This is a genomic window from Pseudomonas moraviensis, assembly GCF_900105805.1.
Taxonomy (GTDB): Bacteria; Pseudomonadota; Gammaproteobacteria; order Pseudomonadales; family Pseudomonadaceae; genus Aquipseudomonas; species Aquipseudomonas moraviensis_A.
Window position 1 is genome coordinate 2,834,905 of record NZ_LT629788.1, and the last position, 26,993, is coordinate 2,861,897.

Consider the following 26,993-nt stretch of genomic DNA (forward strand, 5'->3'; position numbering starts at 1 on the left):
AGAATCCGGGACGACGTTTTTTTTGAGGTAGCGTATGAACGAAACGTCCATGGGGCCTCTGGCCTGGGTCAATGGCAGCGATGCGCCGGAAAAGAGCGCGATCAATCTCGGCTTCATGGCACTGAGCGACTGCGCCTCGGTGGTGGTCGCCGCCACCCAGGGCTTCGCCCAGCCCTACGGGCTGACGCTGAACCTCAAGCGGCAGGCGTCGTGGGCCAACCTGCGCGACCAACTGGTCAGCGGCGAACTGGATGCCGCCCACAGCCTGTACGGGCTGATTTATGCGGTGCACCTGGGCATCGGTGGGATCGCCCCGACCGACATGGCAGTGCTGATGGGCCTGAACCAGAATGGCCAGAGCCTCAACCTCTCGCATGGTCTACAGCAGGCTGGCGTGAACAGTCCTGAAGCGCTGGATCGGCATGTGCACCAAAGCCGCGCAAAACTGACCTTCGCCCAGACCTTCCCCACCGGCACCCACGCGATGTGGCTTTATTACTGGCTGGCGAGCCAGGGCATTCACCCGTTGCAGGATGTCGACAGCGTGGTGGTGCCGCCACCGCAAATGGTCGCGCACCTGCAAGCCGGGCGCATCGACGGTTTTTGCGTCGGCGAACCGTGGGCAGCCAGCGCGGTGCAGCAGGATCTGGGTTTCACTTTAGCCACCAGCCAGAGCATCTGGCCCGACCACCCGGAAAAAGTCCTCGGCTGCACCCGTGAATTCGTCGAGCAATATCCGAACACCGCGCGGGCGCTGGTCATGGCCATTCTTGAGGCCAGCCGCTTTATCGAACAAAGCCCGGAGAATCGCCGCAGCACCGCGCAATTGCTCAGTGCCGCCGAATACCTCGACACCCCGGCCGCGTGCATCGAGCCGCGCTTCATGGGTGACTACGCCGACGGCCTCGGCAATCGCTGGCAGGACCCGCACGCGCTGCGCTTTCATGGCGCAGGCGAGGTCAATCTGCCCTATCTCTCCGACGGCATGTGGTTCATGACCCAGTTCCGCCGCTGGGGTCTGCTGCGCGAGGATCCGGATTATCTGGCCGTCGCCCGGAAGGTTCAGCGTCTGGATCTGTACCGCGAGGCCGCCAGCGCTGTCGGTGTGGCAGCTGCCCATGCAGACCTGCGCAGCAGCCAGTTGCTCGACGGCAAGGTCTGGGACGGCAGCGATCCGGCGGGCTATGCACGCAGTTTCAAACTGCATGCCCTGAACGACGCCGCCCCCCTTCTCGCCCAGCGCTGACAGGAGACGCCAACATGTTGCGCATTCTGCTGATCAACGACACCGCGAAAAAAGTCGGCCGCCTGAAAGCGGCGCTGACCGAGGCCGGCTTCGAGGTGATCGACGAGTCAGGGCTGACCATCGATCTGCCGGCGCGCGTCGAAACGGTGCGCCCGGACGTGATCCTGATCGATACCGAGTCACCGAGCCGTGATGTCATGGAGCAAGTGGTGCTGGTCAGCCGCGACCAGCCACGGCCGATCGTGATGTTTACCGATGAACATGACCCGGGCGTGATGCGTCAGGCGATCAAGTCCGGGGTCAGCGCCTACATCGTCGAAGGCATCCACGCCCAACGTCTGCAGCCGATTCTCGATGTGGCGATGGCACGCTTCGAGAGTGACCAGGCCTTGCGCGCGCAATTGCAGGCCCGTGACCAGCAACTGGCCGAACGCAAGCGCATCGAACTTGCCAAGGGTCTGCTGATGAAAATGAAGGACTGCAACGAAGAAGAGGCCTACACCCTGATGCGCCGCCAGGCCATGAGCCGCCAGCAGAAACTGATTCAAGTGGCGGAGCAGATTATTGCGATGAGTGAGTTGCTGGGCTGAGGCGTTCTCACCGCTGAAGAGCCCCTCACCCTAGCCCTCTCCCGGAGGGAGAGGGAACCGATTGGGGGATGCTCGGGAAATACGCCGACCTGCAATTTCTTTTGTGAATCCATAATCGACTCGGTCGTTCAGGTCGCTGTATTCGTTGGAACAACATGGTCAGTCCCCTCTCCCTCTGGGAGAGGGCTAGGGTGAGGGGCTTTCGCTTTTCAGCTTTTGGCACAAATCTCGCTATGTAATCCGCACAGGTAACCAACGGCGGTTGCCCCACCTACGACAAAGACGTCGCTCACCCCGTTCGCCCCCGGCGAATCAGGTAGCGGCGTTTTTGCGTTTTGGCCCCAGAGAACGGGGCCGGTGGTGCGGCCGTGAGGCGCTCCACCTGCTGTGCATGACTCCTTTCGAGACTCTTTTCAGCCGAGGTGCGCGATGAATTCAAGCTTCTGGAAATCCGGCCATACCCCGACCCTGTTCGCGGCCTTCCTGTATTTCGACCTGAGCTTCATGGTCTGGTACCTGCTCGGCCCGCTGGCCGTGCAAATTGCCGCCGACCTGCACCTGACCACCCAGCAACGCGGCCTCGTCGTCGCCACGCCGATTCTGGCGGGGGCGGTGTTGCGCTTTGCCATGGGCATGCTCGCCGATCGCCTGTCGCCGAAGACCGCAGGGCTGATCGGCCAGGTCATCGTCATCTGCGCACTGTTCGGCGCATGGAAACTGGGTATCCACAGTTATGAACAGGCGCTGATCCTCGGTCTGTTCCTCGGCATGGCCGGTGCGTCGTTTGCCGTGGCCCTGCCTCTGGCGTCGCAATGGTACCCGCCAGAACATCAGGGCAAAGCCATGGGCATCGCCGGCGCGGGCAACTCCGGCACTGTGTTCGCCGCACTGCTCGCGCCGGTAATTGCTGCAGCGTTCGGCTGGAGCAACGTTTTCGGATTTGCCCTGATCCCGCTGGTCCTGACTCTGGTGCTGTTTGCCTGGCTGGCGAAAAACGCACCGCAACGGCCGAAAGCGAAAGCCATGGCCGACTACTTCAAGGCCCTCGGTGATCGCGACAGCTGGTGGTTCATGTTTTTCTACAGCGTCACCTTCGGCGGCTTCATCGGCCTGGCCAGCGCCCTGCCCGGTTACTTCAACGATCAATACGGTCTGAGCCCGGTGACCGCCGGCTACTACACCGCGGCCTGCGTGTTCGGCGGCAGCCTGATGCGGCCGTTGGGTGGTGCGCTGGCCGATCGATTCGGTGGCATCCGCACCTTGCTGGCGATGTACACCGTTGCCGCCATCTGCATCGCCGCCGTCGGCTTCAACCTGCCAAGTTCCTACGCGGCGCTGGCGCTTTTCGTCTGCACCATGCTCGGATTAGGCGCGGGCAACGGTGCGGTTTTCCAACTGGTGCCGCAGCGTTTTCGTCTGGAGATCGGCGTGATGACCGGGCTGATCGGCATGGCCGGCGGTATCGGCGGCTTCGCCCTGGCGGCGGGCATGGGCGCGATCAAGCAAAGCACCGGCAGCTATCAACTGGCGCTGTGGTTGTTCGCCAGCCTCGGTGTGTTGGCGTGGTTTGGCCTGCACGGCGTCAAACGTCGCTGGAGAACCACTTGGGGTTCGGCGGCAGTAACGGCGGCGCGAGTCTGAGGCTTCAATGGCCCTGCAACTGAGTTTCGCCGAAGCCAGCGCCACCGGCCCGCGCGCGGAGAATCAGGACGCCCTGCGTTCGGTGACACCGGCGCCGGCCTTGGCGCTGAGCAAGGGCTTTCTGTTCGCCATCGCCGACGGCGTCAGTCAATGCGCCGACGGCGGCCTCGCCGCGCGTTCGACCTTGCAGGCGCTGGCACTGGACTACTACGCCACGCCGGAAACCTGGAGCGTGGCCCAGGCGCTGGATCGATTGCTGCTCGCGCAAAACCGCTGGCTGCAGGCCAATGGCGGCGGGCAACCGCTGCTGACCACGGTCAGCGCGCTGGTGATGCGCGGTCGGCGCTTCACCCTCGCGCATGTCGGCGATTGCCGGGTCTATCGCTGGCATGCCGAGCGGTTGCAGCGCATCAGCGAGGATCACGTCTGGGAGCAACCGGGCATGCAGCATGTGCTCAAACGTGCGCTCGGGCTCGATCAGCATCTGGTGCTGGACTTCCTCGACGGCGAACTGCGTGAGGGCGAAAGCTTCGTGCTGCTCAGCGACGGCGTCTGGTCGACCTTGGGCGATACCGCAATCGCGGCGGTTCTGCGTGATCAGCCGGATCTGCACAGCGCGGCGCACACTCTGGTCAACGCCGCGCATCTGGCCGGCAGTCAGGACAACGCCAGTGCCCTGCTGGTGCGCGTCGATGCGCTGGGCGAATCGAACATCGGCGATGCGCTGGTGCAACTGCAGCAATGGCCGCTGCCGCCAGCGCTGAAACCCGGACAAGCTTTCGAAGGCTGGCAGGTGCAGAGCATCGTCGGCCAGAGCCAGCAATCGCTGCTGTATCGCGTGCTCGATGGTCATGGCCAGCCGTGGCTGTTGAAGACCTTGCCGACGCGCCTGGCCGACGATCCACAGGCCGGGCAAGCGCTGCTGTCCGAGGAATGGTTCCTCAAGCGCGTGGCAGGCCGGCATTTTCCGCAAATCCATGCCTGCACCCAGCGTCAGCATTTGTACTACGTGATGCGCGAATATGCCGGGACGACGTTGGCCGTAGCGTTTCAACACGGCGGCCCGCTGCCATTGGCGCAATGGCAGGACATCGCCGAGCGCCTGCTGCGCGCGGTGGGGCTGTTGCATCGGCGGCAAATTCTGCACCGCGATATCAAACCGGAAAATCTCCTGCTGGGTGATGATGGCGAGCTGCGCTTGCTGGATTTCGGGCTGGCTTATTGCCCGGGCTTGTCGGAAGACGCGCCGGCGACATTGCCGGGAACGCCAAGCTTCATTGCTCCGGAAGCGTTTCGCGGCGAACCACCGAATTCACAGCAGGATTTGTATTCAGTTGGCGTCACCCTTTATTACCTGCTCACCGGGCATTTTCCCTACGGCGAGATCGAAGCTTTCCAGCGGCCCCGGTTTGGCGTGCCGGTCAGTGCCAGTCGCTATCGACCGGACTTGCCGGAATGGCTGGCGCAGAGCCTGGAACGCGGCGTCGCAGCCGATCCGCAGCAACGCTTTGAAACCGCTGAAGAGTGGTTGCTGGTGCTGGAACAGGGTGAGCGCCGCAGCCTGAGCGTGCGACCCCGGCCTTTACTGGAGCGGGAGCCATTGAAGGTCTGGCGGAGCATGGCCTTGGTGGCGTTGCTGGGGAATATCGTGCTGCTGGTTTTGTTGTTTCATGGCTGAGACCGTGTTGCGGCGATCGCGAGCAGGCTCACTCCTACAATTTGGAATGCGTTCCCCTGTAGGAGTGAGCCTGCTCGCGATGGCGCCAGACCTGGCAGCGCAAACCCTCCGTAGATAAAGCGCCACGAACGAGCAACACGCCTCGATTCGGTGCAGAAAACGTACGTGAGCTGTAGGAAAAGCCCAATAAATCCGCGCATCCCCAAGTTGGCACAACCACTGCATTACCCCAATCACCACACATAAAGCCCAACCTTCAACGACGAAGGCTGCGCTTCCCGAGAGAACGGGACCAGGACAAAGGCGTCCTCGCTAGGCAACTAGCGGGACGCCTTTTTTTGTTTGCGCGAAATTTGTCGAGCAAGGCCCGACGGCCCCCAGAGGCCAGCCGCAGCTCCCGGAGAACCTGATGAAAAAACTCAAACTGGTGATGATCGGCAACGGCATGGCCGGGGTGCGTACCCTGGAAGAACTGCTCAAGCTGAGCGACGAACTCTACGACATCACCGTCTTCGGCGCCGAACCGCACACCAACTACAACCGCATCCTGCTGTCGCCGGTGCTGGCCGGTGAGCAGACATTCGAAGAGATCGTCCTCAACGACCTCGACTGGTACCTGGAAAACAACATCAAGTTGCTGCTCAACCGCAAAGTCGTGGAGATCGACCGGGTCAAACGCCGGGTAATCGCCGAGGACGGCACCGAGGCCGAATACGATCGCCTGCTGATCGCCACCGGCTCGACCCCGTTCATTCTGCCAATCCCCGGCAACACTTTGCAGGGCGTGATCGGCTACCGCGACATTGCCGACACCCAGGCCATGATCGACACCGCCAGGACCCACAAACACGCCGTGGTCATCGGCGGCGGTCTGCTCGGCCTCGAAGCGGCCAACGGCCTGATGCTGCGCGGCATGCACGTCACCGTGGTGCACCTCGGGGAATGGCTGCTGGAGCGGCAACTGGACAAGACCAGCGGCCAGTTGCTGCAATCAGCGCTGGAATCCCGTGGCCTGCATTTCCGCCTGTGCGAACAGACCCAGGCCCTGCACGACGCCGGCAATGGCCGGGTCGGCTCGGTGCAGTTCAAGAACGGCGACATCATCCCTGCGGATCTGGTGGTGATGGCCGCTGGCATCCGCCCCAACACGGAACTGGCGGAAAAGGCCGGCATCCCGTGCAATCGCGGGATTCTGGTCAACGACACCCTGCAAACCTACGACCCGCGCATCTACGCGATCGGCGAATGCGCCAGCCATCGCGGCATCGCCTACGGCCTGGTTGCGCCGTTGTTCGAACAGGCCAAGGTCTGCGCCAACCACCTCGCTCAACTCGGCTTCGCTCGCTATCAAGGTTCGGTGACTTCGACCAAATTGAAAGTCACCGGTATCGACCTGTTTTCCGCCGGCGACTTCATGGGCGGCGAAGGCACCGAGACCATCACCCTCTCGGACCCGATCGGCGGCGTGTACAAAAAACTGGTGATCAAGGATGACGTGCTGGTCGGCGCTTGTCTGTACGGCGATACGGCAGATGGCGGTTGGTATTTCCGGCAGATTCGTGAGAATCACGCCATCGGTGAGATCCGCGATCACTTGATGTTCGGCGAAAACGCTTTAGGCGACGTAGGACATCAGGGCCAGGACAAAGCCATGGTCATGGCGGACAGCGCCGAAGTCTGCGGCTGCAATGGTGTGTGCAAGGGCACCATCGTCAAGGCCATTCAGGAACACGGTCTGTTCAGCGTCGATGAAGTGAAAAAACACACCAAGGCCGCCAGCTCCTGCGGTTCCTGCGCCGGGCTGGTCGAGCAGATCCTGATCAATACCGTGGGTGGCGCGGCGGACGTCAAACCGAAAAGCGAAAAAGCCATCTGCGGTTGCAGCGATCTCAACCACGGGCAGATTCGCCAGGCGATCCGCCAGGAACATCTGGTGACCATCGCCGAGACCATGAGCTACCTCAACTGGCGCACGCCGAACGGCTGCGCGACCTGCCGCCCGGCGCTCAACTATTACCTGATTTCCACCTGGCCCGGCGAAGCCAAGGACGATCCGCAATCGCGCCTGATCAACGAACGCGCCCACGCCAACATCCAGAAGGACGGCACCTATTCGGTGGTGCCACGGATGTGGGGCGGCGTGACCAACCCGTCGGAACTGCGGCGCATCGCTGATGTGGCCGATAAGTACAACGTGCCGATGGTCAAGGTCACCGGCGGTCAGCGCATTGACTTGCTGGGGATCAAGAAGCAGGACCTGCCCGGCGTCTGGAAAGACCTCGACATGCCGTCCGGCCACGCCTACGGCAAATCCATCCGCACGGTGAAAACCTGCGTCGGCAGCGAATTCTGCCGCTTCGGTACACAGAACTCGACGCAACTGGGCATCGAGCTCGAGCACGACCTGTTCAACATGTGGTCGCCGCACAAAGTGAAGCTGGCTGTGTCCGGTTGCCCTCGCAACTGCTCGGAAGCGGGCATCAAGGACGTAGGAATTATCGGCGTCGACTCCGGCTGGGAGATGTACATCGGTGGCAACGGCGGGATCAAGACCGAAGTCGCCGAGTTCTTCGTCAAACTGAAAACCGCCGAAGAAGTCCGCGAATACAACGGCGCGTTCCTGCAGCTCTACCGCGAAGAAGCCTTCTACCTCGAGCGCACCGTGCACTACCTGCAACGGGTCGGCATGGAGCACATCAAGAACAACGTGCTCGAAGACGCCGAGCGGCGCAAGGCCTTGAACGAGCGCCTGCAATTCTCCCTGTCGTTCGAACAGGACCCATGGAAAGAACGCCTGGCGCAGCCGCAACTGAAGAAAGAATTCGACGTGATCCCTGTGAAAAACCTGGAGGTGCCGGCATGAACTGGCTCGATATCTGCGCGCTAGAAGAGATCAACGCCCTCGGATCGCGGATCATTGCCGGGCCGAAAGGTGACATCGCGATTTTTCGTACAAGCGACGATGAGGTTTTCGCCCTTGATGACCGTTGCCCGCACAAGGGCGGGCCGCTGTCGCAAGGCCTGATCTACGGCAAACGTGTGGCGTGCCCGCTGCACAACTGGCAGATCGACCTCGAAACCGGCGAAGCCCAGGCACCGGATATCGGCTGTGCCCACCACCATCCGGCGCGAGTCGAGAACGGTCGGGTGCAACTGGCCCTGCGGGACGCCATCTGATGAACCGCCAGACGACCGCCTCGACCTGCTGTTACTGCGGGGTCGGCTGCGGCGTGCTGATCGAGCATGACGGCGAGCGCATCCTCGGCGTCAGCGGCGATCCGGCGCACCCGGCCAACTTCGGCAAACTGTGCAGCAAAGGCTCGACGCTGCACCTGACCGGCGACCTCGCCGCCCGCGCCTTGTACCCGGAACTGCGTCTGGGCAAAGGCCTGGCGCGCAGCCGTACTGACTGGGACAGCGCACTGGAACACGCCGCCAACGTGTTTGCCGAAACCATCACCGCACACGGCCCGGACAGCGTAGCGTTCTACATTTCCGGGCAGTTGCTCACCGAGGACTACTACGCCTTCAACAAACTCGCGCGGGCGCTGGTCGGCACCAACAATATCGACAGCAATTCGCGGCTGTGCATGTCCTCGGCGGTGGTCGGCTACAAACGCAGCCTCGGCGCTGACGCACCGCCATGCAGTTACGAAGATCTGGAACTGAGCGACTGCGTGATGATCGTCGGCAGTAACATGGCCTACGCCCATCCGGTACTTTTCCGTCGACTGGAAGAAGCCAAATCCCGTCGTCCGCAGATGAAAGTCATCGTCATTGACCCGCGTCGCACCGACACATGCGATTTGGCTGACCTGCATCTGGCGATTCTTCCGGGCACCGATGTCGCTTTGTTTCATGGGATTTTGCATCTGCTGCTGTGGGAAGACTGGGTCGATCGCGATTTCATCAAGGCGCACACCGAAGGCCTCGGCGAACTTAAAACGCTGGTGCGCGACTACACCCCGCAGATGGTTTCGCAGCTGTGCGGCATCAGCATCGAGCAGTTGCAGCAATGCGCGGAATGGGTCGGCACCGCGCCGAGCTTCCTGTCGCTGTGGTGCATGGGCCTGAACCAGTCCAGCGCCGGCAGCGCGAAAAACAGCGCGCTGATCAACCTGCACCTGGCCACCGGGCAAATCGGCCGTCCCGGTGCAGGACCTTTCTCCCTCACCGGTCAGCCAAACGCCATGGGTGGGCGGGAAACCGGCAGTCTGTCCAACCTGCTACCGGGCCATCGCGACGCCGCCAACCCCGAACATCGCGCCGAGGTGGCGGCATATTGGGGCGTGGAAAGCTTGCCTGAGGCGCCGGGGCTGAGCGCCATCGAACTGTTCGAAAACCTGCGCAGCGGCAAGATCAAGGCGCTGTGGATTGCCTGTACCAACCCGGCGCAATCGATGCCGGATCAGAGCGCAGTTCGCGCAGCGCTTGAGGCCTGTCCCTTTGTGGTATTGCAGGAAGCCTTTCGCACCACCGAGACCGCCGCGTTCGCCGACCTTTTATTGCCCGCCGCCAGTTGGGGCGAGAAGGAAGGCTCGGTGACCAACTCCGAGCGGCGCATTTCCCACGTACGCAAAGCGGTTGTCGCACCGGGCGAAGCGCGGCCGGACTGGGCAATTACCGTGGATTTCGCACGGCGTCTGGAGAAACGTCTGCGTCCTCAGCAGCCGAGCCTGTTCGCCTTCGACCAGCCTTCGCAGTTGTTCGATGAATTCAAATGGCTGACCCAGGGCCGCGACCTGGACCTTTCCGGCATCAGTCATGCGTTGATCGACGAGATCGGCCCGCAGCAATGGCCCTTCCCCGCCGGCGCCCGCCAAGGCACGCCACGCTTGTACGGCGACGGCATTTTTCCCACTGCCAATGGCCGCGCGCAGTTCATTGCCGAGCCGTATCGCGCCGCCAGGGAACAACGCGATGCGCGCTTCCCGCTGACCCTGATCACCGGGCGCCTGCGCGACCAGTGGCACGGCATGAGCCGCACTGGCACCGCGGCGCAGTTGTTCGGTCACGTCAGCGAAGCCGTGCTGAGCCTGCACCCGGACGAGATGCGCCGGCATCGTTTGCAGCCCGGCGATCTGATCAATCTGAAAAGCCGTCGTGGTGCCGTGGTTGTCGCGGTCGGCAGCGATGACAGCGTGCGTCCGGGCCAGGCATTTTTGCCGATGCATTGGGGTGACCGTTATCTCAAGGGCGGCGTTAACAACCTGACCCAGCCGGCATTCGATCCGCTGTCCAAGCAACCCGAGCTCAAGCACAGCGGCGTGCGTCTGGAGGCAGTCAACCTGCCATGGCAACTGTTCGCTCTGATCGAGGGTGATGTTCAACGGCATTTCGAGACGCTACGACCGCTGTGCGAGGCGTTTTCCTACGTCAGCCTCAGCCTTGTCGGTCGGGAGCGGCCGGCGTTGCTGATACGCGCGGCACACGCCGAGGCGCCCGATCCACTGTTGCTGGGCGAGATCGACCGGTGCCTGTCGCTGCTGGATGGCCCGGTTCTGGCTTACGACGATCCGCGTCGCGCTATAGGCAAGCGGGTGCGCATCGAAAATGGCCGTATCACCGCCATTCGCCTGGCCGGCGAAACCCTTGCGCAGCACTGGCTGCAGAGCCTTTGGCTGGAGGGCCGCGCCGACCAGCAACTGCGGCGCTGGCTCCTCGCGCCAATGAGCGCACCGCCGGGCGCTGTCGGCGCCATCGCGACTGACAAGACGCTGTGCAATTGCGAAAACGTCAGCCTCAACGCAGTCTGCGCCGGCATCCGCCAGGGCCTGGATCTGCAAGGCCTGAAAAAAACTCTCCGATGCGGTACGCAATGCGGTTCCTGCGTGCCGGAAATCAAGCGTCTGCTGGCTGCCGAAGCGCGGCCGGTCGCGGTCATTCAATGAGGACAACACCATGAATGCGAAAGTCTGGCTGGTGGGCGCTGGCCCTGGCGATCCGGAATTGCTGACGCTCAAGGCAGTGCGCGCGCTGCGCGAAGCCGATGTGGTGATGATCGATGATCTGGTCAATGACGCGGTACTGGAGCACTGCCCCGATGCACGGGTCATTGCCGTCGGCAAACGCGGCGGCTGCCGCTCGACACCGCAGGCATTTATCCATCGGTTGATGCTGCGTTATGCCCATCAGGGTAAATGCGTGGTGCGGCTCAAGGGCGGCGACCCGTGCATTTTCGGGCGGGGTGGTGAAGAAGCGCAGTGGTTGCGCGAGCGCGGTGTTGAAGTGGAACTGGTCAACGGCATCACCGCCGGGCTGGCCGGGGCGACACAGTGCGATATTCCGCTGACGTTGCGGGGCGTGGCGCGCGGGGTGACGTTGGTGACCGCGCACACCCAGGATGACAGCCAGTTGAACTGGCAGGCGTTGGCGCAAGGCGCGACGACGCTGGTGATCTATATGGGGGTGGCCAAACTGGGCGAGATTCGCGACCAGCTGTTGGCGGGAGGGATGGCGGCGGATACGCCGGTGGCGATGATCGAAAATGCCTCGTTGGCGCATCAGCGGGAGTGTCGCAGTGATCTGAGCGCGATGGCTGAGGATGCTTCAGCGTTCGAGTTGAAGAGCCCGGCGATTCTGGTGATTGGTGCGGTGGCGGCTGTTGCGGCAGTTGTTGAAGAGCAAAAGATCGCAGCCTGCGGCAGCTCCTACACGGCGTACGGCGCAATCGTCCAAGCCAAATCGCGGACAAAGAAAAGCCCGGCCTGAGCCGGGCTTTTCCATGAGCGGCAGCTAATTACTTAGCTTGAGCTTCAACCTGCGCTTCTACGCGACGGTTTACAGCGCGGCCAGCGTCAGTTTTGTTGTCAGCAACTGGGCGGGATTCGCCGTAGCCAACAGACTGAACGCGGGACGATTCAACACCGTACTGGTTGGTCAGAACCTGCTTAACGGCGTTTGCACGACGCTCGGACAGTTTCTGGTTGTAAGCGTCAGGACCGACGGAGTCAGTGTGACCTTCAACAGTAGTGGTGGTGGATGGGTACTGCTTCATGAAGTCAGCCAGGTTTTTGATGTCGCCGTAGCTGTTAGGCTTGACTACCGACTTGTCGAAGTCGAATTTCACGTCCAGCTCAACACGAACAACTTCAGCAACTGCTGGGCAGCCATCAGCGTCAACGGTTACGTTGGCTGGGGTGTCCGGGCACTTGTCAACGTTGTCGCAAACGCCATCGTTGTCGCTGTCGGAGCAGACTTCAGCAGGTGCTGGAACTGGAGCAGCAGCTGGTTTGGAGCCGCCACCGAAGTTCACACCGATACCGACGCTAGGAGCCCACTCGGTGTCGCCCTGGTCGATGTTGTACTGAGCTTCAACGCCGGCACGGGCGTAGAAGTTCTCGGTGAAGTACAGCTTGGCACCGCCGCCAACGTTGGCGAAGGTGGAACGGTTACGACCGTTCGAACCGTTCTGGTCGATGCTCTGGTCAGAGAAACCGGCCGAAACGTATGGACGAATCATGTCGCCTGGGTTGTTGAAGTGGTACAGAGCGTCCAGAGCGGTGTTAGCGCCTTTGACGTTCTTGCCATCGTCGGCACGTACGTTGTGCACTTCGTCGTAGCCCAGACGCAGTTCAACGTCGTCGGTCAGGAAGTAACCGATCGAACCGCCGAACAGGTTGCCGTTGTTCTTGAAGTTACGAGCGCTGTCGAATTGTTCTTTCTTAGCGAAGCCTTCGATTTCAACTGCGCCTTGGCCTTGTGCCAGAGCGCCGAACGAAGTGGCGGCAATCAGAGAACCAATGGCCAAGCCCAAGGTGTTTTTCAGTTTCATCCGTTAAATCCCCATCTGGTGATTGTGAAGCAGTCCCGCAAACCGGGGGACAACTCGGCGGCAAGTCTATCAGAACTTGCCTACACGTAAGAGATATTTGCGCTGAACTAAGTTTCAGCAATGCCTGCAAATTTCTCACGCAATTTATCTAGAGCGCGTTTGTAACGCATTTTTGTCGCACTCAAACCCATGTGCATGATGTCTGCGATCTCCTGAAACTCCAGCTCTGCGACAAATCGTAGCACCAGAATTTCGCGGTCAATCGGATTCACATACACCAGCCAGCGATCAAGCCCACCCTTCTCCTCCGGCTTCGGCGCCTTTTCTTCAGACGCTTCTTCAAGAGGGTCCAGACTGAGAGCGTCCATCAAGCGACGCTTACGCCGTTCCTTCCGATACTGCGTGATGCATTCGTTGTAAGTGATGCTGTAAAGCCAGGTTTTGAACTTCGATTTCCCCTCGAAGTTCTTCAGGCCGTACAGCACCTTCAGCATCACTTCCTGACAGACATCGTCTGCGTCGCGATCGTTCCCAAGATATCTCGCGCAGACGTTAAATAATGTTCGCTGGTAACGCCGCATCAACTCTTCGTAGGCGCGCGTTACGTGAAACAGCTCGGTATGCGAGCGCGCGACCAACTCCTCATCAGAGAGCTCGCGGGGGTCGTAGCGCGTGGATAGCGGTTGGGCTTTATTCAAAACAAGTCGTGCCGACAGTCAGGTCAATGTCCGCCACAACCAGCCTCGGCTGGCATTTTGCGGCGGCATACATTAGCAGGGTTTGCCGGTTTAGCGGCTACTCACATGCTGTTCCAGCAGGATCCGATTGGAGAGAGAGACTAGCTCACCCTCATCGGTCAGCAATGTGGTTTTAACCGTGCCGATCTCTTCGATCTGGCCTTCGACCTCGCCAACACGCACTTGTTGCCCAACCTCGTACAGCTCACGCACATAGATTCCCGCAAGAATCTGACCGGCGATTTCCCGGCTTCCCAATCCCATGGCCAGCGCAACTGCCAGACCAACGGTAATCAATACGATGACAATGACATGGTTCAGCAGGTCAGTCTTGACCTCAAGCTGACTGATCGCAACCGAGATACTGATGATGATCACCAGCCCCTGCGCAATGCGTCCCAGCCCGGAAGCGTAGTCCAGGCCTACGCCTTCTGCCGCCCCGCGCACCAGTCCGTTGGCCAATTGCGCCAGCAGGACACCGACCAGCAGCACCAGCGCGGCGCCGAAAACCTTCGGCAGATACAACGCCAGCATGTCCAGCGTAGCTGAAACTCGCTCAAGGCCAAGGGATTCTGCCGCGGAAACCAGAAAAATCAGCAGAACGAACCAGTAGACGATTTTACCGATCAATGTCGAGATTGGCACCTGCAGCCCGGCGCGCGACATCAATTTGGTCAACCCGGTGCCGCCCATCAGGCGATCGAGGCCCAGTTTGGCGAGCAATTTCGAGAGCAAGGTGTCGAGCAGTTTGGCCACGACGAAACCCAGCAGCAGCACGACCAGTGCGCCGAACAGGTTCGGAATGAAATTAGCGACTTTGGTCCACAACGCAGTCATTGCAGTGACGAGGCTCTGAGTCCAGAGATCAAGTTCCATATTCAATCAGCCTTATCAGCAGTGCGGGCAGTGGTTTTACGAAGACGGGAAACCGGCGAGACATGCGCCGAGCCATTGTTCAGGGCGATCATCAGCGCGGGCAGCCAGCGGCCCAGCAGGCTGAACAGATCACCGGCGCCGACCTGGCGGTTGGCGGTTTTGAGTACGCGGCCCAGGCACGCATCGTCGTCGCGGCTGGACGGCGAAGCGTTGAGCATGTCGCGTAGAGACTGTTCAAACGGATCGTGCATACGCACCTCTCGTGATGTCTGTGAAAGACGCGGGCAGATTTGCTCGGGTCACATGCGCCATGTTCACACCCAGCGCAAACGGCGGAACAACCACCACTGGCCGAACGCCAGGGCGAGCACCGTCAGGCAGGCAATCAGGAAACCATAAGGGCTTTCGGCGAACGGAATACCGCCGACATTGATACCCAGCAGACCGGTGATGAAACTCATCGGCAAAAAGATGCAGGTAATGATGCCGAAGCGGTACATGGTGCGATTCATGTGCACGCTCAAACGCCGGTCTTCGGCCTCCAGCACAAGCCCCACGCGCTCTCGGGTCAGTTCGAGCTCCTCGAGATAGCGGGTCAGACTGTTGTTCAATTCGTTCCAGTAGTCGGCATCGTCTTCGACGAACCACGGCAGTTTTATCCGCGTCAGCTGTCCGAAAATATCCCGCTGCGGCGCGAGAAAACGCTTCAGCCCGGCCGCTCTGCGACGGATGTGCAAAATGGCGCCATGCTCGGGAGTGTACCGTTCGTCGGCGTCGAGTTTTTCTTCCTCTTCATCGACCACTTCCGACAGGCACGTGACCAGATCCTGCACTTTATTGGTGAGGAACTGCGCCAGATACAGCATCAATTCAGAAGAGGTTTTCGGCCCTTTGCCCTCCCCCAGCAGCGCCAGCAACTCATCTGTAGCGCGCAACGGACGCAAGCGCAGGGAAATCACGCGCTGAGCGGAGGCAAAAATCCGCACCGAGACCATGTCTTCCGGCTCGGCGCCCGGGTTGAGATTGACCCCGCGCAGAAACAGCAGCAGCTCGGAGTCCGGCAATGGCAAAAGCCGCGGCCGGGTGTTCTCTTCCAGCAGCAGATCACAGGTGAATTCATTGAGCCCGCTGGATTTGCGCAGCCAGGTCCGGGTCTGCGGATGGCTGCGATCCCAGTGCAGCCACAGGCTTTCATGGGCCTGCAGTTGCAAATCGTCGAGTTCAGTCCGGGCTATCGAACGCGCACCGCCCTTGCCATCCAGCACCAGGGCATGCACCAGCCCCCACTGCGCGTTTTCTTCCTCGAACATCCGCATCCCTTGTCGAAAATCTTATTCAGGCATTTTCAGCGGGCTCGGCGAAACGATCACGCCGTTGTTGTCCGCATAAATGTACTGGCCCGGGTGAAACGTCACGCCGGCGAATGTCACCGGGACGTTGAGGTCGCCAATGCCGCGCTTGTCGGTTTTCATCGGGTGGCTGGCCAGCGCCTGCACGCCGAGATCGGTCTGCGCAATGACGTCGACATCACGGATGCAACCGTAGATGACCAGCCCTTCCCAACCGTTCTGCGCGGCCTTGGCAGCAATCATGTCGCCCAACAGGGCGCGGCGCAGCGAACCGCCGCCATCGACCACCAGCACTTTGCCTTTACCGCTCAGTTCTGCCTGCGCCTTGACCAGCGAGTTGTCTTCGAAGCACTTGATGGTCACGATTTCGCCGCCGAAGGAATCACGGCCGCCGAAATTGCTGAACATCGGTTCCAGCACCTGCACCAGCTCCGGGTAGGCGTCGCACAGATCAGGCGTAAGGTAATGTTCCATCGAAAAACTCCTGTAAAAAGGAAGACGATCAAGGATGCCGCATGCTGATGAGACGAGTTCCGGCGGTCGCTGTTTACCTTAGTCCATGCCATGGTCGCTGACGCAACCTGAACAAACCCTGAAACGTAATCGCTAAACAGTCACGAAATATGACCGGAACCGCACAATGCGTCATATCTTAGCCGCAAGCCAGGCCGAACGGAACGCCCCTCAGACGGCAGCGGCCAGATTCGCTGCCTGCCCCGGCAACGGTGTCTGCTGATCGCTCAGCCAGCGCGCCACCAGCGGCCACACCTCAGCCTGCGCTGCTTTGCTTACCAGCATTTCGACGTGGCCGAAATTATCCGAGAAGCCTTGCTCACGGCCCAGGTTGATGAACTGCTTGTGCTCGGAGCCGATCTGCTCGAACAGCTTGCGGCAGGCCCAGGCCGGATCCTGATGATCCCCCGCTGCCGTCACGGCCAGCACCGGCACCTGAACCTCGGCGAGCCCGGCCCACCAATCCTTGTCCTTGTCGCCAAAGCGGCCGAACAAGCCGTACCAGCGCATGCTTTCGATGGCCAGACCGATCGGCTCATCTTCCGGGCCACGTTTGAGACGTGAACCGGACAATTGCGCGAAGCGCTTGAGAATAAAGCGCCCGCCCCACTCCACCGGTGGAATCTTCAGTGGCCAATAGGTACGGCTGACCTGCGTGCCGAAAAACGCCGCCGAGGCCACTGCCGGTTCGCCCAGGTATTCCCCACCGAGTGCGGCCGCCAGAGTGATGCCACCCAGAGAATGGCCGATCCAGTGCGGGATCTGACCGCTCTGCTCGCGAACAAACGCGGCAATTGCCGGCAGGTCGTAGCGGGCATAATCGGCCACGCGGTTGCGTCGGTAGTCTTCGTTACGCTGAGACAGGCCGTGACCGCGCATTTCCGGGATCCACACGTCGAAGCCCAGCCGCGTCAGATACGCGCCGAGCCCGAGGCCTTTGGGGGAAAACCAGAAGCGCCGATTGGAAAAGCTGCCATGCAAGAGAATCACCGGCACGCCGCGTGGCGCCGAGTCATCGGCCATGCCCAGGCGGGTGACAGCGATCTCCACGGACCAGTCCGGACTATTGCCGGGTTTCAATCGATAGACGTCTTCGCTCAGATCGCCGCGCCGCTCGGCGCTGATCAGCGCGACAGGAAACAGGTTGCTGCTGCTTTGCATAATGCTCTTGCACAAAAAAGGGCGGCATCCAATGGAGCCCGCCCTACTTCAATCTCAAGGCCCGGCCCCTTGTAGGAGTGAGCCTGCTCGCGATGGCGGTGTGTCATTCGAATCACTGCTGACTGTCATGACGCTATCGCGAGCAGGCTCACTCCTACAGGGACGCGGCCCGTTCACATGTTGATCAAGCCTGCGCCTGACCTTCGGCGAGGAAGAACCAGGTTTCCAGCACGGTGTCCGGGTTCAGCGACACGCTTTCGATGCCCTGTTCCATCAGCCACTTGGCCAGATCCGGATGGTCGGAAGGACCCTGACCGCAGATGCCGATGTACTTGCCGGCCTTGTTGCACGCCTGAATGGCGTTGGCCAACAGCTTCTTCACCGCCGGATTACGCTCGTCGAACAAGTGAGCGATGATCCCCGAGTCGCGGTCCAGACCCAGCGTCAGTTGGGTCAGGTCGTTGGAGCCGATCGAGAAACCGTCGAAGAATTCGAGGAATTCCTCGGCCAGAATCGCGTTGGATGGCAGTTCGCACATCATGATCACGCGCAGACCATTCTCGCCGCGCTTCAAGCCGTTTTCGGCGAGCAGATCGACCACCTGGCTGGCTTCGCCGAGAGTCCGGACGAACGGCACCATGATTTCCACGTTGGTCAGGCCCATCTCGTTGCGCACCCGCTTCAGCGCGCGGCATTCGAGTTCGAAGCAGTCGCGGAACGATTCGCTGATGTAACGCGAAGCGCCACGGAAGCCGAGCATCGGGTTTTCTTCTTCCGGCTCGTAGAGCTTGCCGCCGATCAGGTTGGCGTACTCATTGGACTTGAAGTCCGACAAGCGCACGATGACTTTTTTCGGCGTGAACGCAGCAGCCAGAGTGCTGATGCCTTCCACCAGTTTGTCGACGTAGAAGTCGACCGGGTCGCTGTAACCGGCGATGCGCTTGTCGACGCTGTCCTTGATGTCCTGCGGCAGGCCGTCGTAGTTCAACAGCGCTTTCGGGTGCACGCCGATCATGCGGTTGATGATGAATTCCAGACGCGCCAGACCGACGCCGGCGTTCGGCAGCTGCGCGAAGTCGAAAGCGCGATCCGGGTTGCCGACGTTCATCATGATCTTGAACGGCAGCTCCGGCATGGCATCGACGGAGTTCTTCTTGATGTCGAAACCGAGTTCGCCTTCGAAGATGTAACCGGTATCGCCTTCGGCGCAGGACACGGTCACGCCCTGGCCATCCTTCAGCAATTGGGTAGCGTTGCCGCAACCGACCACCGCCGGAATGCCCAGCTCGCGAGCGATGATCGCCGCGTGGCAGGTACGCCCGCCACGGTTGGTCACGATGGCGCTGGCGCGCTTCATCACCGGTTCCCAGTCCGGGTCGGTCATGTCGGAGACCAGCACGTCGCCCGGCTGGACCTTGTCCATTTCGGAAACGTCTTTGATGATCCGCACTTTGCCGGCGCCGATGCGCTGGCCGATCGCCCGACCTTCCACCAGCACAGTGCCGGTTTCCTTGAGCAGGTAACGTTCCATGACGTTGGCCTGGGTGCGGCTTTTCACGGTTTCCGGACGCGCCTGGACGATGTACAGCTTGCCGTCGTCACCGTCCTTGGCCCACTCGATGTCCATCGGGCAGCCGTAGTGCTTCTCGATGATCATCGCCTGTTTGGCCAGCTCGCTGACTTCGGCGTCGGTCAGGCAGAAACGCGCGCGTTCGGCCTTGTCGACGTCGACGGTCTTGACCGAACGGCCGGCCTTGGCCTCGTCGCCGTAGATCATCTTGATGGCTTTGCTGCCCAGGTTGCGACGCAGGATGGCCGGACGACCGGCCTCCAGCGTGCCTTTGTGCACATAGAATTCATCCGGGTTGACCGCGCCTTGTACGACGGTTTCGCCCAGGCCGTAGGCGCCGGTGATAAACACCACGTCACGGAAACCCGATTCGGTATCGAGGGTGAACATTACGCCGGCGGTGCCGGTTTCCGAACGTACCATGCGCTGCACGCCAGCTGACAGCGCGACCAGTTTATGGTCGAAGCCCTGGTGCACGCGGTAGGAAATCGCACGGTCGTTGAACAGCGAGGCGAACACCTCTTTGGCGGCGCGGATAACGTTTTCCACACCACGGATGTTCAGGAAGGTTTCCTGCTGACCGGCGAAGGAAGCGTCCGGCAGGTCTTCGGCGGTGGCGGAAGAACGCACGGCCACGGCCACGTCAGGGTTGCCGGCCGACAGCGCGGCGAACGCGGTGCGGATCTCGGTGTTGAGTTTTTCCGGGAACTCGGCGTCCATGATCCACTGGCGGATCTGTGCGCCGGTCTTGGCCAGGGCATTGACGTCGTCGACGTCGAGCGCGTCGAGGGCCTTGTGGATCTGCTCGTTCAGGCCGCTCAGTTCGAGGAAGTCACGATAGGCCTGAGCCGTCGTGGCGAAGCCGCCGGGGACCGAAACACCGGCGCCTGCCAGGTTACTGATCATCTCGCCCAGGGATGCGTTCTTGCCCCCCACATGCTCAACATCGTGTTTGCCGAGCTTATCGAGGGAAACTACGTACTCTACCAAGGTGATCTCTCCACTAACTGTGTTGGAAAAGCTCAGAAACCGGCGGCCCGGGGGAGCCTCGGCCGGTTGTATGGCCTGGACCTGGAAAATAAGTGAGAATGCGGGCCAATGGCGGCCGGCAAATCGCGCCTATCATATCCAAGAATGCTCATTAGTCTAAGGCCCAAGGTGCAAATGAAACGATCTGCTTTCTTCATCTCCGATGGCACCGGCATTACCGCCGAAACCCTGGGTCAAAGCCTCTTGGCGCAGTTCGAAAACATTACCTTCAGCAAGTTCACGCGGCCCTACATCGACAGCGTGGAAAAAGCGCGGGCCATGGTACAACAAATCAACAAAGCCGCTGAAACCGACGGCTTTCGGCCGATCATCTTCGACACCATCGTCAATCAGGACATTCGTGAGATTCTCGCAACGTCCAATGGTTTCATGATCGACATTTTCTCGACCTTCCTCGCGCCGCTCGAACAGGAGCTCACCGAGCACTCTTCCTACACCGTGGGCAAGTCCCACTCCATCGGGCACAACTCCAATTACATGGAGCGCATCGAGGCGGTGAACTTCGCCCTCGACAACGATGACGGCGCGCGCACCCACTATTACGACAAAGCCGATCTGATACTAGTGGGCGTGTCGCGATGCGGCAAAACCCCGACGTGTCTGTACATGGCCATGCAGTTCGGCATCCGCGCGGCCAACTATCCGCTCACCGAAGACGACATGGAGCGCCTGACCCTGCCAACCGCCCTGCGCGCCCACCAGCACAAGCTGTTCGGGCTGACCATCGACCCTGATCGCCTCACCGCGATCCGCAACGAGCGCAAGCCCAACAGCCGCTATTCGAGCTACGCCCAGTGCGAATTCGAAGTGCGCGAAGTGGAAAACCTGTTCCGTCGCGAGAACATCCCGCACATCAATTCCACGCATTTTTCCGTGGAAGAGATTTCGGCGAAGATTCTCGTGGAGAAAGGGGTTGAGCGGCGGTTCAAGTAGTCCGGCGTCGCCTGATCTGGCGCCTTCGCGAGCAGGCTCGCTCCCACAATGGACCTGCATCGTAACGACTGTGGGAGCGAGCCTGCTCGCGAAGAACGATAACGCGGTCTGTCAGAGCACAAACAGGTCGATGAATCGATTCACCGGCGTGGCTTCAAGCCGCGCCTGATCCTCGCACAGCGCAAAAATCTCAGCGCAGCGCTGGCCAGCGAAACGGGTGGCGAGGTTGGTCTTGAACTTGTCCTCCAGCAACGGAATGCCTTCGGCGCGACGGCGGCGATGGCCGATCGGGTATTCCACCACCACGTTTTCGGTGCTGCTGCCGTCCTTGAAAAACACCTGCACGGCATTGGCAATCGAGCGTTTGTCGGCTTCGAGGTATTCGCGGGTGAACCGTGGTTCTTCGACGATGACCATTTTCTCGCGCAACACATCAATGATCGGGTGCGCCTTGTGGAAGTCGTCTTCGTAGTGCTCGGCCACCAGGTTGCCAAATGCCAGCGGCACGGCGGTCATGTATTGCAGACAATGATCGCGGTCGGCAGCGTTGGCCAGCGGGCCGACCTTGGAAATGATGCGGATCGCCGATTCGTGAGTGGTGATGACGATGCGGTCGATCTCGTGCAGGCGATTGCGCACCTGCGGATGCAAGGTCACCGCCGCCTCGCAGGCGGTCTGCGCATGGAATTCGGCGGGGAAGCTGATCTTGAACAGCACGTTTTCCATCACGTAACTGCCGAACGGCCGGGAAAAACTGAAAGCGCGCTTCTCTTCGGACTTGAGCGCCAGATCGTTGTTTGTGTGGCTGAACGATACGTCATAAAAGCCCCATTGCTTCGCGCTCAGCACCCCGGGAATGCCCATCTCGCCGCGCATGGCGATGTCGGCCAGCCTTACACCGCGACTCGCCGCATCCCCCGCCGCCCAGGATTTCCGCGAGCCGGCGTTGGGCGCATGCCGATAGGTGCGCAGCGCCTGACCGTCGGCGAAGGCATGGGACAGCGCCGCCAACAGCTGCTCGCGATTGGCTCCCATCAGTCTGGCGCTGACGGCGGTTGAAGCGACTTTCACCAGAATGACGTGATCGAGTCCTACGCGGTTGAAAGAGTTATCCAGGGCGATCACGCCTTGAATCTCGTGGGCCATGATCATCGCTTCCAGCACATCGCGAAGGGTCAGTGGTGCTTCGCCGTTGGCGATGCGTTGCTGCGACAGGTGATCGGCCACGGCGAGGATGGCACCGAGGTTGTCCGACGGATGGCCCCATTCGGCGGCGAGCCAGGTGTCGTTGTAATCGAGCCAGCGGACGATGCAGCCGATGTCCCACGCAGCTTTGACCGGATCGAGACGATAACTGGTGCCGGGCACTCGCGCACCGAACGGCACAATCGTGCCTTCGACAATGGGTCCAAGATGCTTGGTGCATTCGGGAAAACGCAGGGCCAGCAGACCGCAGCCCAGCGTGTCCATCAGGCAGTTGCGCGCGGTGTTCAGCGCTTCGGCGGATTCGGGCTTGAAGGTGAGGACGTAATCGGCGATGTCCTGCAGGACACGGTCGTAGTCGGGGCGGTTGTTCAGGTCGACGTTGGCGCTCATGGTGGTTCTCCTGTTCGGGGAAATGAGTGGTTGGGTCTTCCTCAAGGGCTTGGCTGGTTTATGGTTGGTGATGTCTGGTTTCTTTGTGTTGTGTCAGAGGGTAGCCCCTCACCCTAGCCCTCTCCCGAGGGAGAGGGGACCGATTGGGGGATGCTGTGGAGGTTCACCGACCTGAAAGTCCATCGCTGAATCCATAATCGCCAACCTGCGTGGTCGACGAATCACAGCAGATACTTCTTCCTCGCCCCAGATCGCCGATTCCTGCTGAATCCATAATCGCCTCGGTCTTTCAGGTCGATGTACCACGCAAGACACCTCGGTCGGCCCCCTCTCCCTCTGGGAGAGGGCTGGGGTGAGGGTAAAATGTCGAGTCAGAACGAGTCAGCAGGCACGCGGACGTAACCTTCCATGAGCACCCGTGCACTGCGGCTCATGATGGCCTTCTTCACCACCCACTCGCCGTTTTCCAGCGTCGCCTCAGCGCCCACACGCAGCGTTCCCGACGGATGGCCGAAACGCACGGCAGTGCGTTCAATCCCACCCGCAGCAAGATTGACCAACGTGCCGGAAATCGCCGCCGCTGTGCCGATCGCCACCGCGGCCGTGCCCATCATCGCGTGGTGCAGTTTGCCCATCGACAACGCGCGTACCAGCAGATCCACATCACCCGCGGCAATCGCTTTACCGCTCGACGCCACGTAATCCGCAGGCTTGGCGACAAAAGCGACTTTCGGCGTGTGCTGCCGTTTCGCTGCCTCTTCCAGATTGGAAATCAGGCCCATGCGCAACGCACCGTAGGCACGAATCGTCTCGAACATCAGCAGCGCTTTCGGATCGCCGTTGATCGCGCCTTGCAGCTCGGTGCCGGTGTAGCCGATGTCTTCGGCGTTGACGAAAATTGTCGGGATCCCGGCATTGATCATGGTCGCCTTGAACGTGCCGACACCCGGCACTTCCAGCTCATCGACGAGATTGCCGGTGGGGAACATCGAGCCACCGCCGCCCTCTTCCCCTGCCGCCGGATCCATGAATTCGACCTGCACTTCGGCCGCCGGAAAGGTCACGCCGTCAAGTTCGAAATCACCGGTTTCCTGCACTTCGCCGTTGGTGATCGGCACGTGGGCGATGATGGTCTTGCCGATGTTGGCCTGCCACACGCGCACCACCGCCACGCCGTTGTGCGGAATGCGGCTGGCGTCGACCAGACCATTGCTGATGGCGAACGAGCCGACTGCGGCCGAGAGGTTGCCGCAGTTGCCGCTCCAGTCCACGAACGGCTTGTCGATGGACACTTGGCCAAACAGGTAATCGACGTCGTGATCGGCGCGGGTGCTCTTCGACAGGATTACGGTTTTGCTGGTACTGGACGTCGCGCCGCCCATGCCGTCGATCTGCTTGTCGTACGGGTCGGGGCTGCCGATCACCCGCAGCAGCAACGCATCGCGGGCCGGGCCGGGCACCTGCGCGGCTTCGGGCAGATCAGTGAGGCTGAAAAACACGCCTTTGCTGGTGCCGCCGCGCATATAGGTGGCAGGGATTTTGATCTGTGGTGCGTGAGCCATGATTGCTCCTTTGAAGCGGCCAAGGGACTGATCACCCATTGGCCGCTGAACCTGTTTAAACGGCTACCGCCGACCCTTCGAGGAAGTCCTGAGCGAAGCGCTGCAACACGCCGCCCGCCTCGTAGATCGACACTTCTTCAGCGGTATCGAGACGGCAGGTCACCGGCACTTCCACGCGCTCGCCGTTCTTGCGATGAATCACCAGCGTCAGGTCCGCACGCGGTTTGCGCGCACCGATCACGTCGTAGGTTTCGCTGCCATCGATGGCCAGGGTGTGGCGGTTGGTGCCGGGTTTGAATTCCAGCGGCAACACGCCCATGCCCACCAGGTTGGTGCGGTGAATACGCTCGAACCCTTCGGCGGCAATCGCCTCGACACCGGCCAGACGTACGCCCTTCGCCGCCCAGTCGCGGGACGAACCCTGACCGTAATCGGCGCCGGCGATGATGATCAGTGGCTGCTTGCGTTCCATGTAGGTTTCGATGGCTTCCCACATGCGCATCACTTTGCCTTCCGGCTCGACGCGGGCCAGCGAACCCTGCTTGACCTTGCCGTTTTCCACGACCATTTCATTGAACAGTTTCGGGTTGGCGAACGTCGCACGCTGGGCGGTCAAGTGGTCGCCACGGTGGGTGGCGTAGGAGTTGAAGTCCTCTTCCGGCAAGCCCATTTTCGCCAGGTATTCGCCGGCAGCGCTGTCGAGCATGATCGCGTTGGATGGCGACAGGTGATCGGTGGTGATGTTGTCCGGCAGCACCGCCAGCGGGCGCATGCCTTTCAATGGGCGGGCGCCGGCCAGTGCGCCTTCCCAGTACGGCGGACGGCGGATGTAGGTGCTCATTTCGCGCCAGTCGTACAGCGGCGCGACTTTCGGCCCGGTGTCTTCATGCACGGCGAACATCGGGATATAGACCTGACGGAACTGCTCAGGCTTGACCGCCGACTTCACCACCGCATCGATTTCTTCGTCGCTCGGCCAGATGTCCTTGAGGCGAATTTGCCGACCATCGACCACGCCCAGCACATCCTTCTCGATATCGAAACGGATGGTCCCGGCAATCGCGTAAGCAACCACCAGCGGCGGCGAGGCGAGAAACGCCTGTTTGGCGTACGGGTGAATGCGCCCGTCGAAATTGCGGTTGCCGGACAGCACGGCGGTCGCATACAGATCGCGGTCGATGATCTCTTGCTGGATCACCGGATCCAGAGCGCCGGACATGCCGTTGCAAGTGGTACAGGCAAACGCCACGACGCCGAAACCGAGCTGTTCAAGTTCAGTGGTCAGCCCCGCTTCATCGAGGTACAGCGCCACGGTTTTCGAACCCGGCGCCAGCGAGGATTTGACCCACGGCTTGCGCGTCAGCCCGAGCTTGTTGGCGTTGCGCGCCAAGAGCCCAGCGGCGATGACGTTGCGCGGGTTGCTGGTGTTGGTGCAACTGGTGATGGCGGCGATGATCACCGCGCCGTCGGGCATTTGCCCAGGCACATCATCCCACTGGCCGGAGATGCCTTTGGCAGCCAGATCCGAGACCGCAACACGGGCGTGCGGATTGCTCGGGCCGGCCATGTTGCGCACCACCGAGGATAAATCGAAGGTCAGGCCACGCTCGTATTGCGCGCCTTTCAGACTGTCGGCCCACAGCCCGGTCAATTTGGCGTATTGCTCGACCAGCTGCACTTGCTGATCTTCACGACCGGTCAGTTTCAGGTAATCGATGGTCTGCTGGTCGATGTAGAACATCGCCGCCGTGGCGCCGTATTCCGGGGCCATGTTGGAGATGGTCGCGCGGTCGCCGAGGGTCAGCGCCGCCGCGCCTTCGCCGAAGAATTCCAGCCAGGCGCCGACGACTTTCTGCTTGCGCAGGTACTCGGTCAGGGCCAGGACCATGTCGGTGGCGGTGATGCCCGGTTGCAGCTTGCCGGTCAGTTCGACGCCGACGCTTTCTGGCAGGCGCATCCACGACGCGCGGCCGAGCATCACGCTCTCGGCTTCGAGGCCGCCGACACCGATGGCGATCACACCCAGCGCATCGACGTGCGGGGTGTGGCTGTCAGTACCGACGCACGTGTCGGGGAACGCCACGCCTTCGCGCACCTGAATCACCGGCGACATTTTCTCCAGGTTGATCTGGTGCATGATGCCGTTGCCCGGCGGGATCACATCAACGTTCTTGAAGGCCTTTTTGGTCCAGTTGATGAAGTGGAAACGGTCTTCGTTGCGACGGTCTTCGATGGCGCGGTTCTTCTCGAAGGCCTGGGCATCGAAACCGCCCGCCTCGACGGCCAGCGAGTGGTCGACGATCAATTGCGTCGGCACCACCGGGTTGACCTGCGCCGGATCACCACCCTGCAACGCGATGGCGTCACGCAGACCGGCGAGGTCGACCAGCGCGGTCTGGCCGAGGATGTCATGGCAGACCACCCGCGCCGGAAACCACGGAAAATCGAGATCGCGCTTGCGTTCGATCAGTTGCTTGAGCGAAGCGGTCAGCGTGCTCGGGTCGCAGCGCCGCACGAGGTTTTCCGCCAGCACGCGGGAGGTGTACGGCAGGGTGTCATAGCTGCCGGGCGCAATCGCCTCGACCGCCGCACGGGTGTCGAAGTAATCCAGCGGCGTGCCGGGAAGGTTTTTGCGGAATTCTGTGTTCATCGGGTCAGGACTCGGGTCACGGTAGTTTCAAAGGGTGGGGTCTGACATCAACCTTGAGATCCACACC

General features: G+C 61.1%; 20 protein-coding genes. 9 read left to right on the plus strand and 11 right to left on the minus strand.

Features of this window, described 5'->3' with window-relative positions; all coding sequences use genetic code 11:
* The first annotated feature begins 34 nt into the window (after window positions 1–34).
* From BLU71_RS12550 to cobA, 8 genes are all read left to right on the plus strand, one after another.
* Window positions 35–1,246, plus strand: a complete 1,212-nt coding sequence (locus tag BLU71_RS12550; protein ID WP_083353223.1) for a CmpA/NrtA family ABC transporter substrate-binding protein — start codon at window positions 35–37, stop codon at window positions 1,244–1,246.
* A gap of 14 nt (window positions 1,247–1,260) precedes the next feature.
* The gene (locus tag BLU71_RS12555; RefSeq protein WP_007916390.1) at window positions 1,261–1,836 is read left to right on the plus strand and encodes an ANTAR domain-containing response regulator; all 576 of its coding nucleotides are present in this window, start codon (window positions 1,261–1,263) and stop codon (window positions 1,834–1,836) included.
* A 429-nt stretch (window positions 1,837–2,265) separates the two neighbouring features.
* Window positions 2,266–3,477 carry a nitrate/nitrite transporter gene (locus BLU71_RS12560; protein ID WP_065614911.1) on the plus strand — a complete coding sequence of 404 codons (1,212 nt, stop codon included), beginning with the start codon at window positions 2,266–2,268 and terminating at the stop codon, window positions 3,475–3,477.
* A 7-nt stretch (window positions 3,478–3,484) separates the two neighbouring features.
* Complete coding sequence (locus BLU71_RS12565) at window positions 3,485–5,155, plus strand: bifunctional protein-serine/threonine kinase/phosphatase (RefSeq protein ID WP_083353224.1); 1,671 nt, start codon at window positions 3,485–3,487, stop codon at window positions 5,153–5,155.
* 409 nt (window positions 5,156–5,564) lie between these two features.
* Window positions 5,565–8,018 carry a nitrite reductase large subunit NirB gene (nirB, locus tag BLU71_RS12570; protein ID WP_083353225.1) on the plus strand — a complete coding sequence of 818 codons (2,454 nt, stop codon included), beginning with the start codon at window positions 5,565–5,567 and terminating at the stop codon, window positions 8,016–8,018.
* Entirely contained in the window at window positions 8,015–8,332 is a 318-nt protein-coding gene (nirD, locus tag BLU71_RS12575) for a nitrite reductase small subunit NirD (protein WP_016773836.1), read from the plus strand. Before nirB ends, nirD begins: the two co-directional genes overlap by 4 nt.
* Entirely contained in the window at window positions 8,332–11,046 is a 2,715-nt protein-coding gene (locus tag BLU71_RS12580) for a nitrate reductase (protein ID WP_083353226.1), read from the plus strand. The genes nirD and BLU71_RS12580 overlap by 1 nt, the downstream gene beginning before the upstream one ends.
* A gap of 10 nt (window positions 11,047–11,056) precedes the next feature.
* On the plus strand, window positions 11,057–11,866 hold the full coding sequence (gene cobA, locus BLU71_RS12585) for a uroporphyrinogen-III C-methyltransferase (protein ID WP_083353227.1): 810 nt from the start codon (window positions 11,057–11,059) through the stop codon (window positions 11,864–11,866).
* 28 nt (window positions 11,867–11,894) lie between these two features.
* Here cobA and BLU71_RS12590 read toward each other — a convergent pair whose 3' ends face one another.
* The 8 genes from BLU71_RS12590 to ppsA form a co-directional block, all read right to left on the minus strand.
* The gene (locus BLU71_RS12590; RefSeq protein ID WP_016773833.1) at window positions 11,895–12,929 is read right to left on the minus strand and encodes an OmpA family protein; all 1,035 of its coding nucleotides are present in this window, start codon (window positions 12,927–12,929) and stop codon (window positions 11,895–11,897) included.
* A 107-nt stretch (window positions 12,930–13,036) separates the two neighbouring features.
* Window positions 13,037–13,627, minus strand: coding sequence for an RNA polymerase sigma factor SigX (gene sigX / locus BLU71_RS12595; RefSeq protein ID WP_016773832.1), 591 nt, complete (start codon window positions 13,625–13,627; stop codon window positions 13,037–13,039).
* A gap of 90 nt (window positions 13,628–13,717) precedes the next feature.
* Entirely contained in the window at window positions 13,718–14,542 is an 825-nt protein-coding gene (locus tag BLU71_RS12600) for a mechanosensitive ion channel family protein (protein ID WP_016773831.1), read from the minus strand.
* Between the two features lie 2 nt (window positions 14,543–14,544).
* The gene (locus BLU71_RS12605; RefSeq protein WP_003223293.1) at window positions 14,545–14,793 is read right to left on the minus strand and encodes a hypothetical protein; all 249 of its coding nucleotides are present in this window, start codon (window positions 14,791–14,793) and stop codon (window positions 14,545–14,547) included.
* Window positions 14,794–14,856: 63 nt separating this feature from the next.
* Window positions 14,857–15,852, minus strand: a complete 996-nt coding sequence (locus BLU71_RS12610; RefSeq protein ID WP_065614908.1) for a zinc transporter ZntB — start codon at window positions 15,850–15,852, stop codon at window positions 14,857–14,859.
* Between the two features lie 21 nt (window positions 15,853–15,873).
* Window positions 15,874–16,365: a ribonuclease E activity regulator RraA gene (gene rraA, locus BLU71_RS12615; protein ID WP_064362859.1), complete on the minus strand. Its 492-nt coding sequence runs from the start codon at window positions 16,363–16,365 to the stop codon at window positions 15,874–15,876.
* Between the two features lie 210 nt (window positions 16,366–16,575).
* Window positions 16,576–17,565 (minus strand): alpha/beta fold hydrolase, encoded by a 990-nt coding sequence (locus BLU71_RS12620; protein WP_065614907.1) that lies wholly within the window; start codon window positions 17,563–17,565, stop codon window positions 16,576–16,578.
* Between the two features lie 184 nt (window positions 17,566–17,749).
* Window positions 17,750–20,125, minus strand: a complete 2,376-nt coding sequence (ppsA, locus tag BLU71_RS12625; protein WP_042608450.1) for a phosphoenolpyruvate synthase — start codon at window positions 20,123–20,125, stop codon at window positions 17,750–17,752.
* Between the two features lie 174 nt (window positions 20,126–20,299).
* On the opposite strand from ppsA, the gene BLU71_RS12630 reads away from it, so the two are divergent.
* Window positions 20,300–21,118: a pyruvate, water dikinase regulatory protein gene (locus BLU71_RS12630; RefSeq protein ID WP_016773826.1), complete on the plus strand. Its 819-nt coding sequence runs from the start codon at window positions 20,300–20,302 to the stop codon at window positions 21,116–21,118.
* Window positions 21,119–21,229: 111 nt separating this feature from the next.
* On the opposite strand, the gene prpD is transcribed toward BLU71_RS12630, so the two are convergent.
* From prpD to acnD, 3 genes are all read right to left on the minus strand, one after another.
* Window positions 21,230–22,714: a 2-methylcitrate dehydratase gene (gene prpD, locus BLU71_RS12635; protein ID WP_083353228.1), complete on the minus strand. Its 1,485-nt coding sequence runs from the start codon at window positions 22,712–22,714 to the stop codon at window positions 21,230–21,232.
* Window positions 22,715–23,085: 371 nt separating this feature from the next.
* Window positions 23,086–24,276: a 2-methylaconitate cis-trans isomerase PrpF gene (gene prpF, locus BLU71_RS12640; protein ID WP_083353229.1), complete on the minus strand. Its 1,191-nt coding sequence runs from the start codon at window positions 24,274–24,276 to the stop codon at window positions 23,086–23,088.
* A gap of 55 nt (window positions 24,277–24,331) precedes the next feature.
* Complete coding sequence (gene acnD / locus BLU71_RS12645; protein WP_083353230.1) at window positions 24,332–26,926, minus strand: Fe/S-dependent 2-methylisocitrate dehydratase AcnD; 2,595 nt, start codon at window positions 26,924–26,926, stop codon at window positions 24,332–24,334.
* Window positions 26,927–26,993 lie beyond the last annotated feature (67 nt).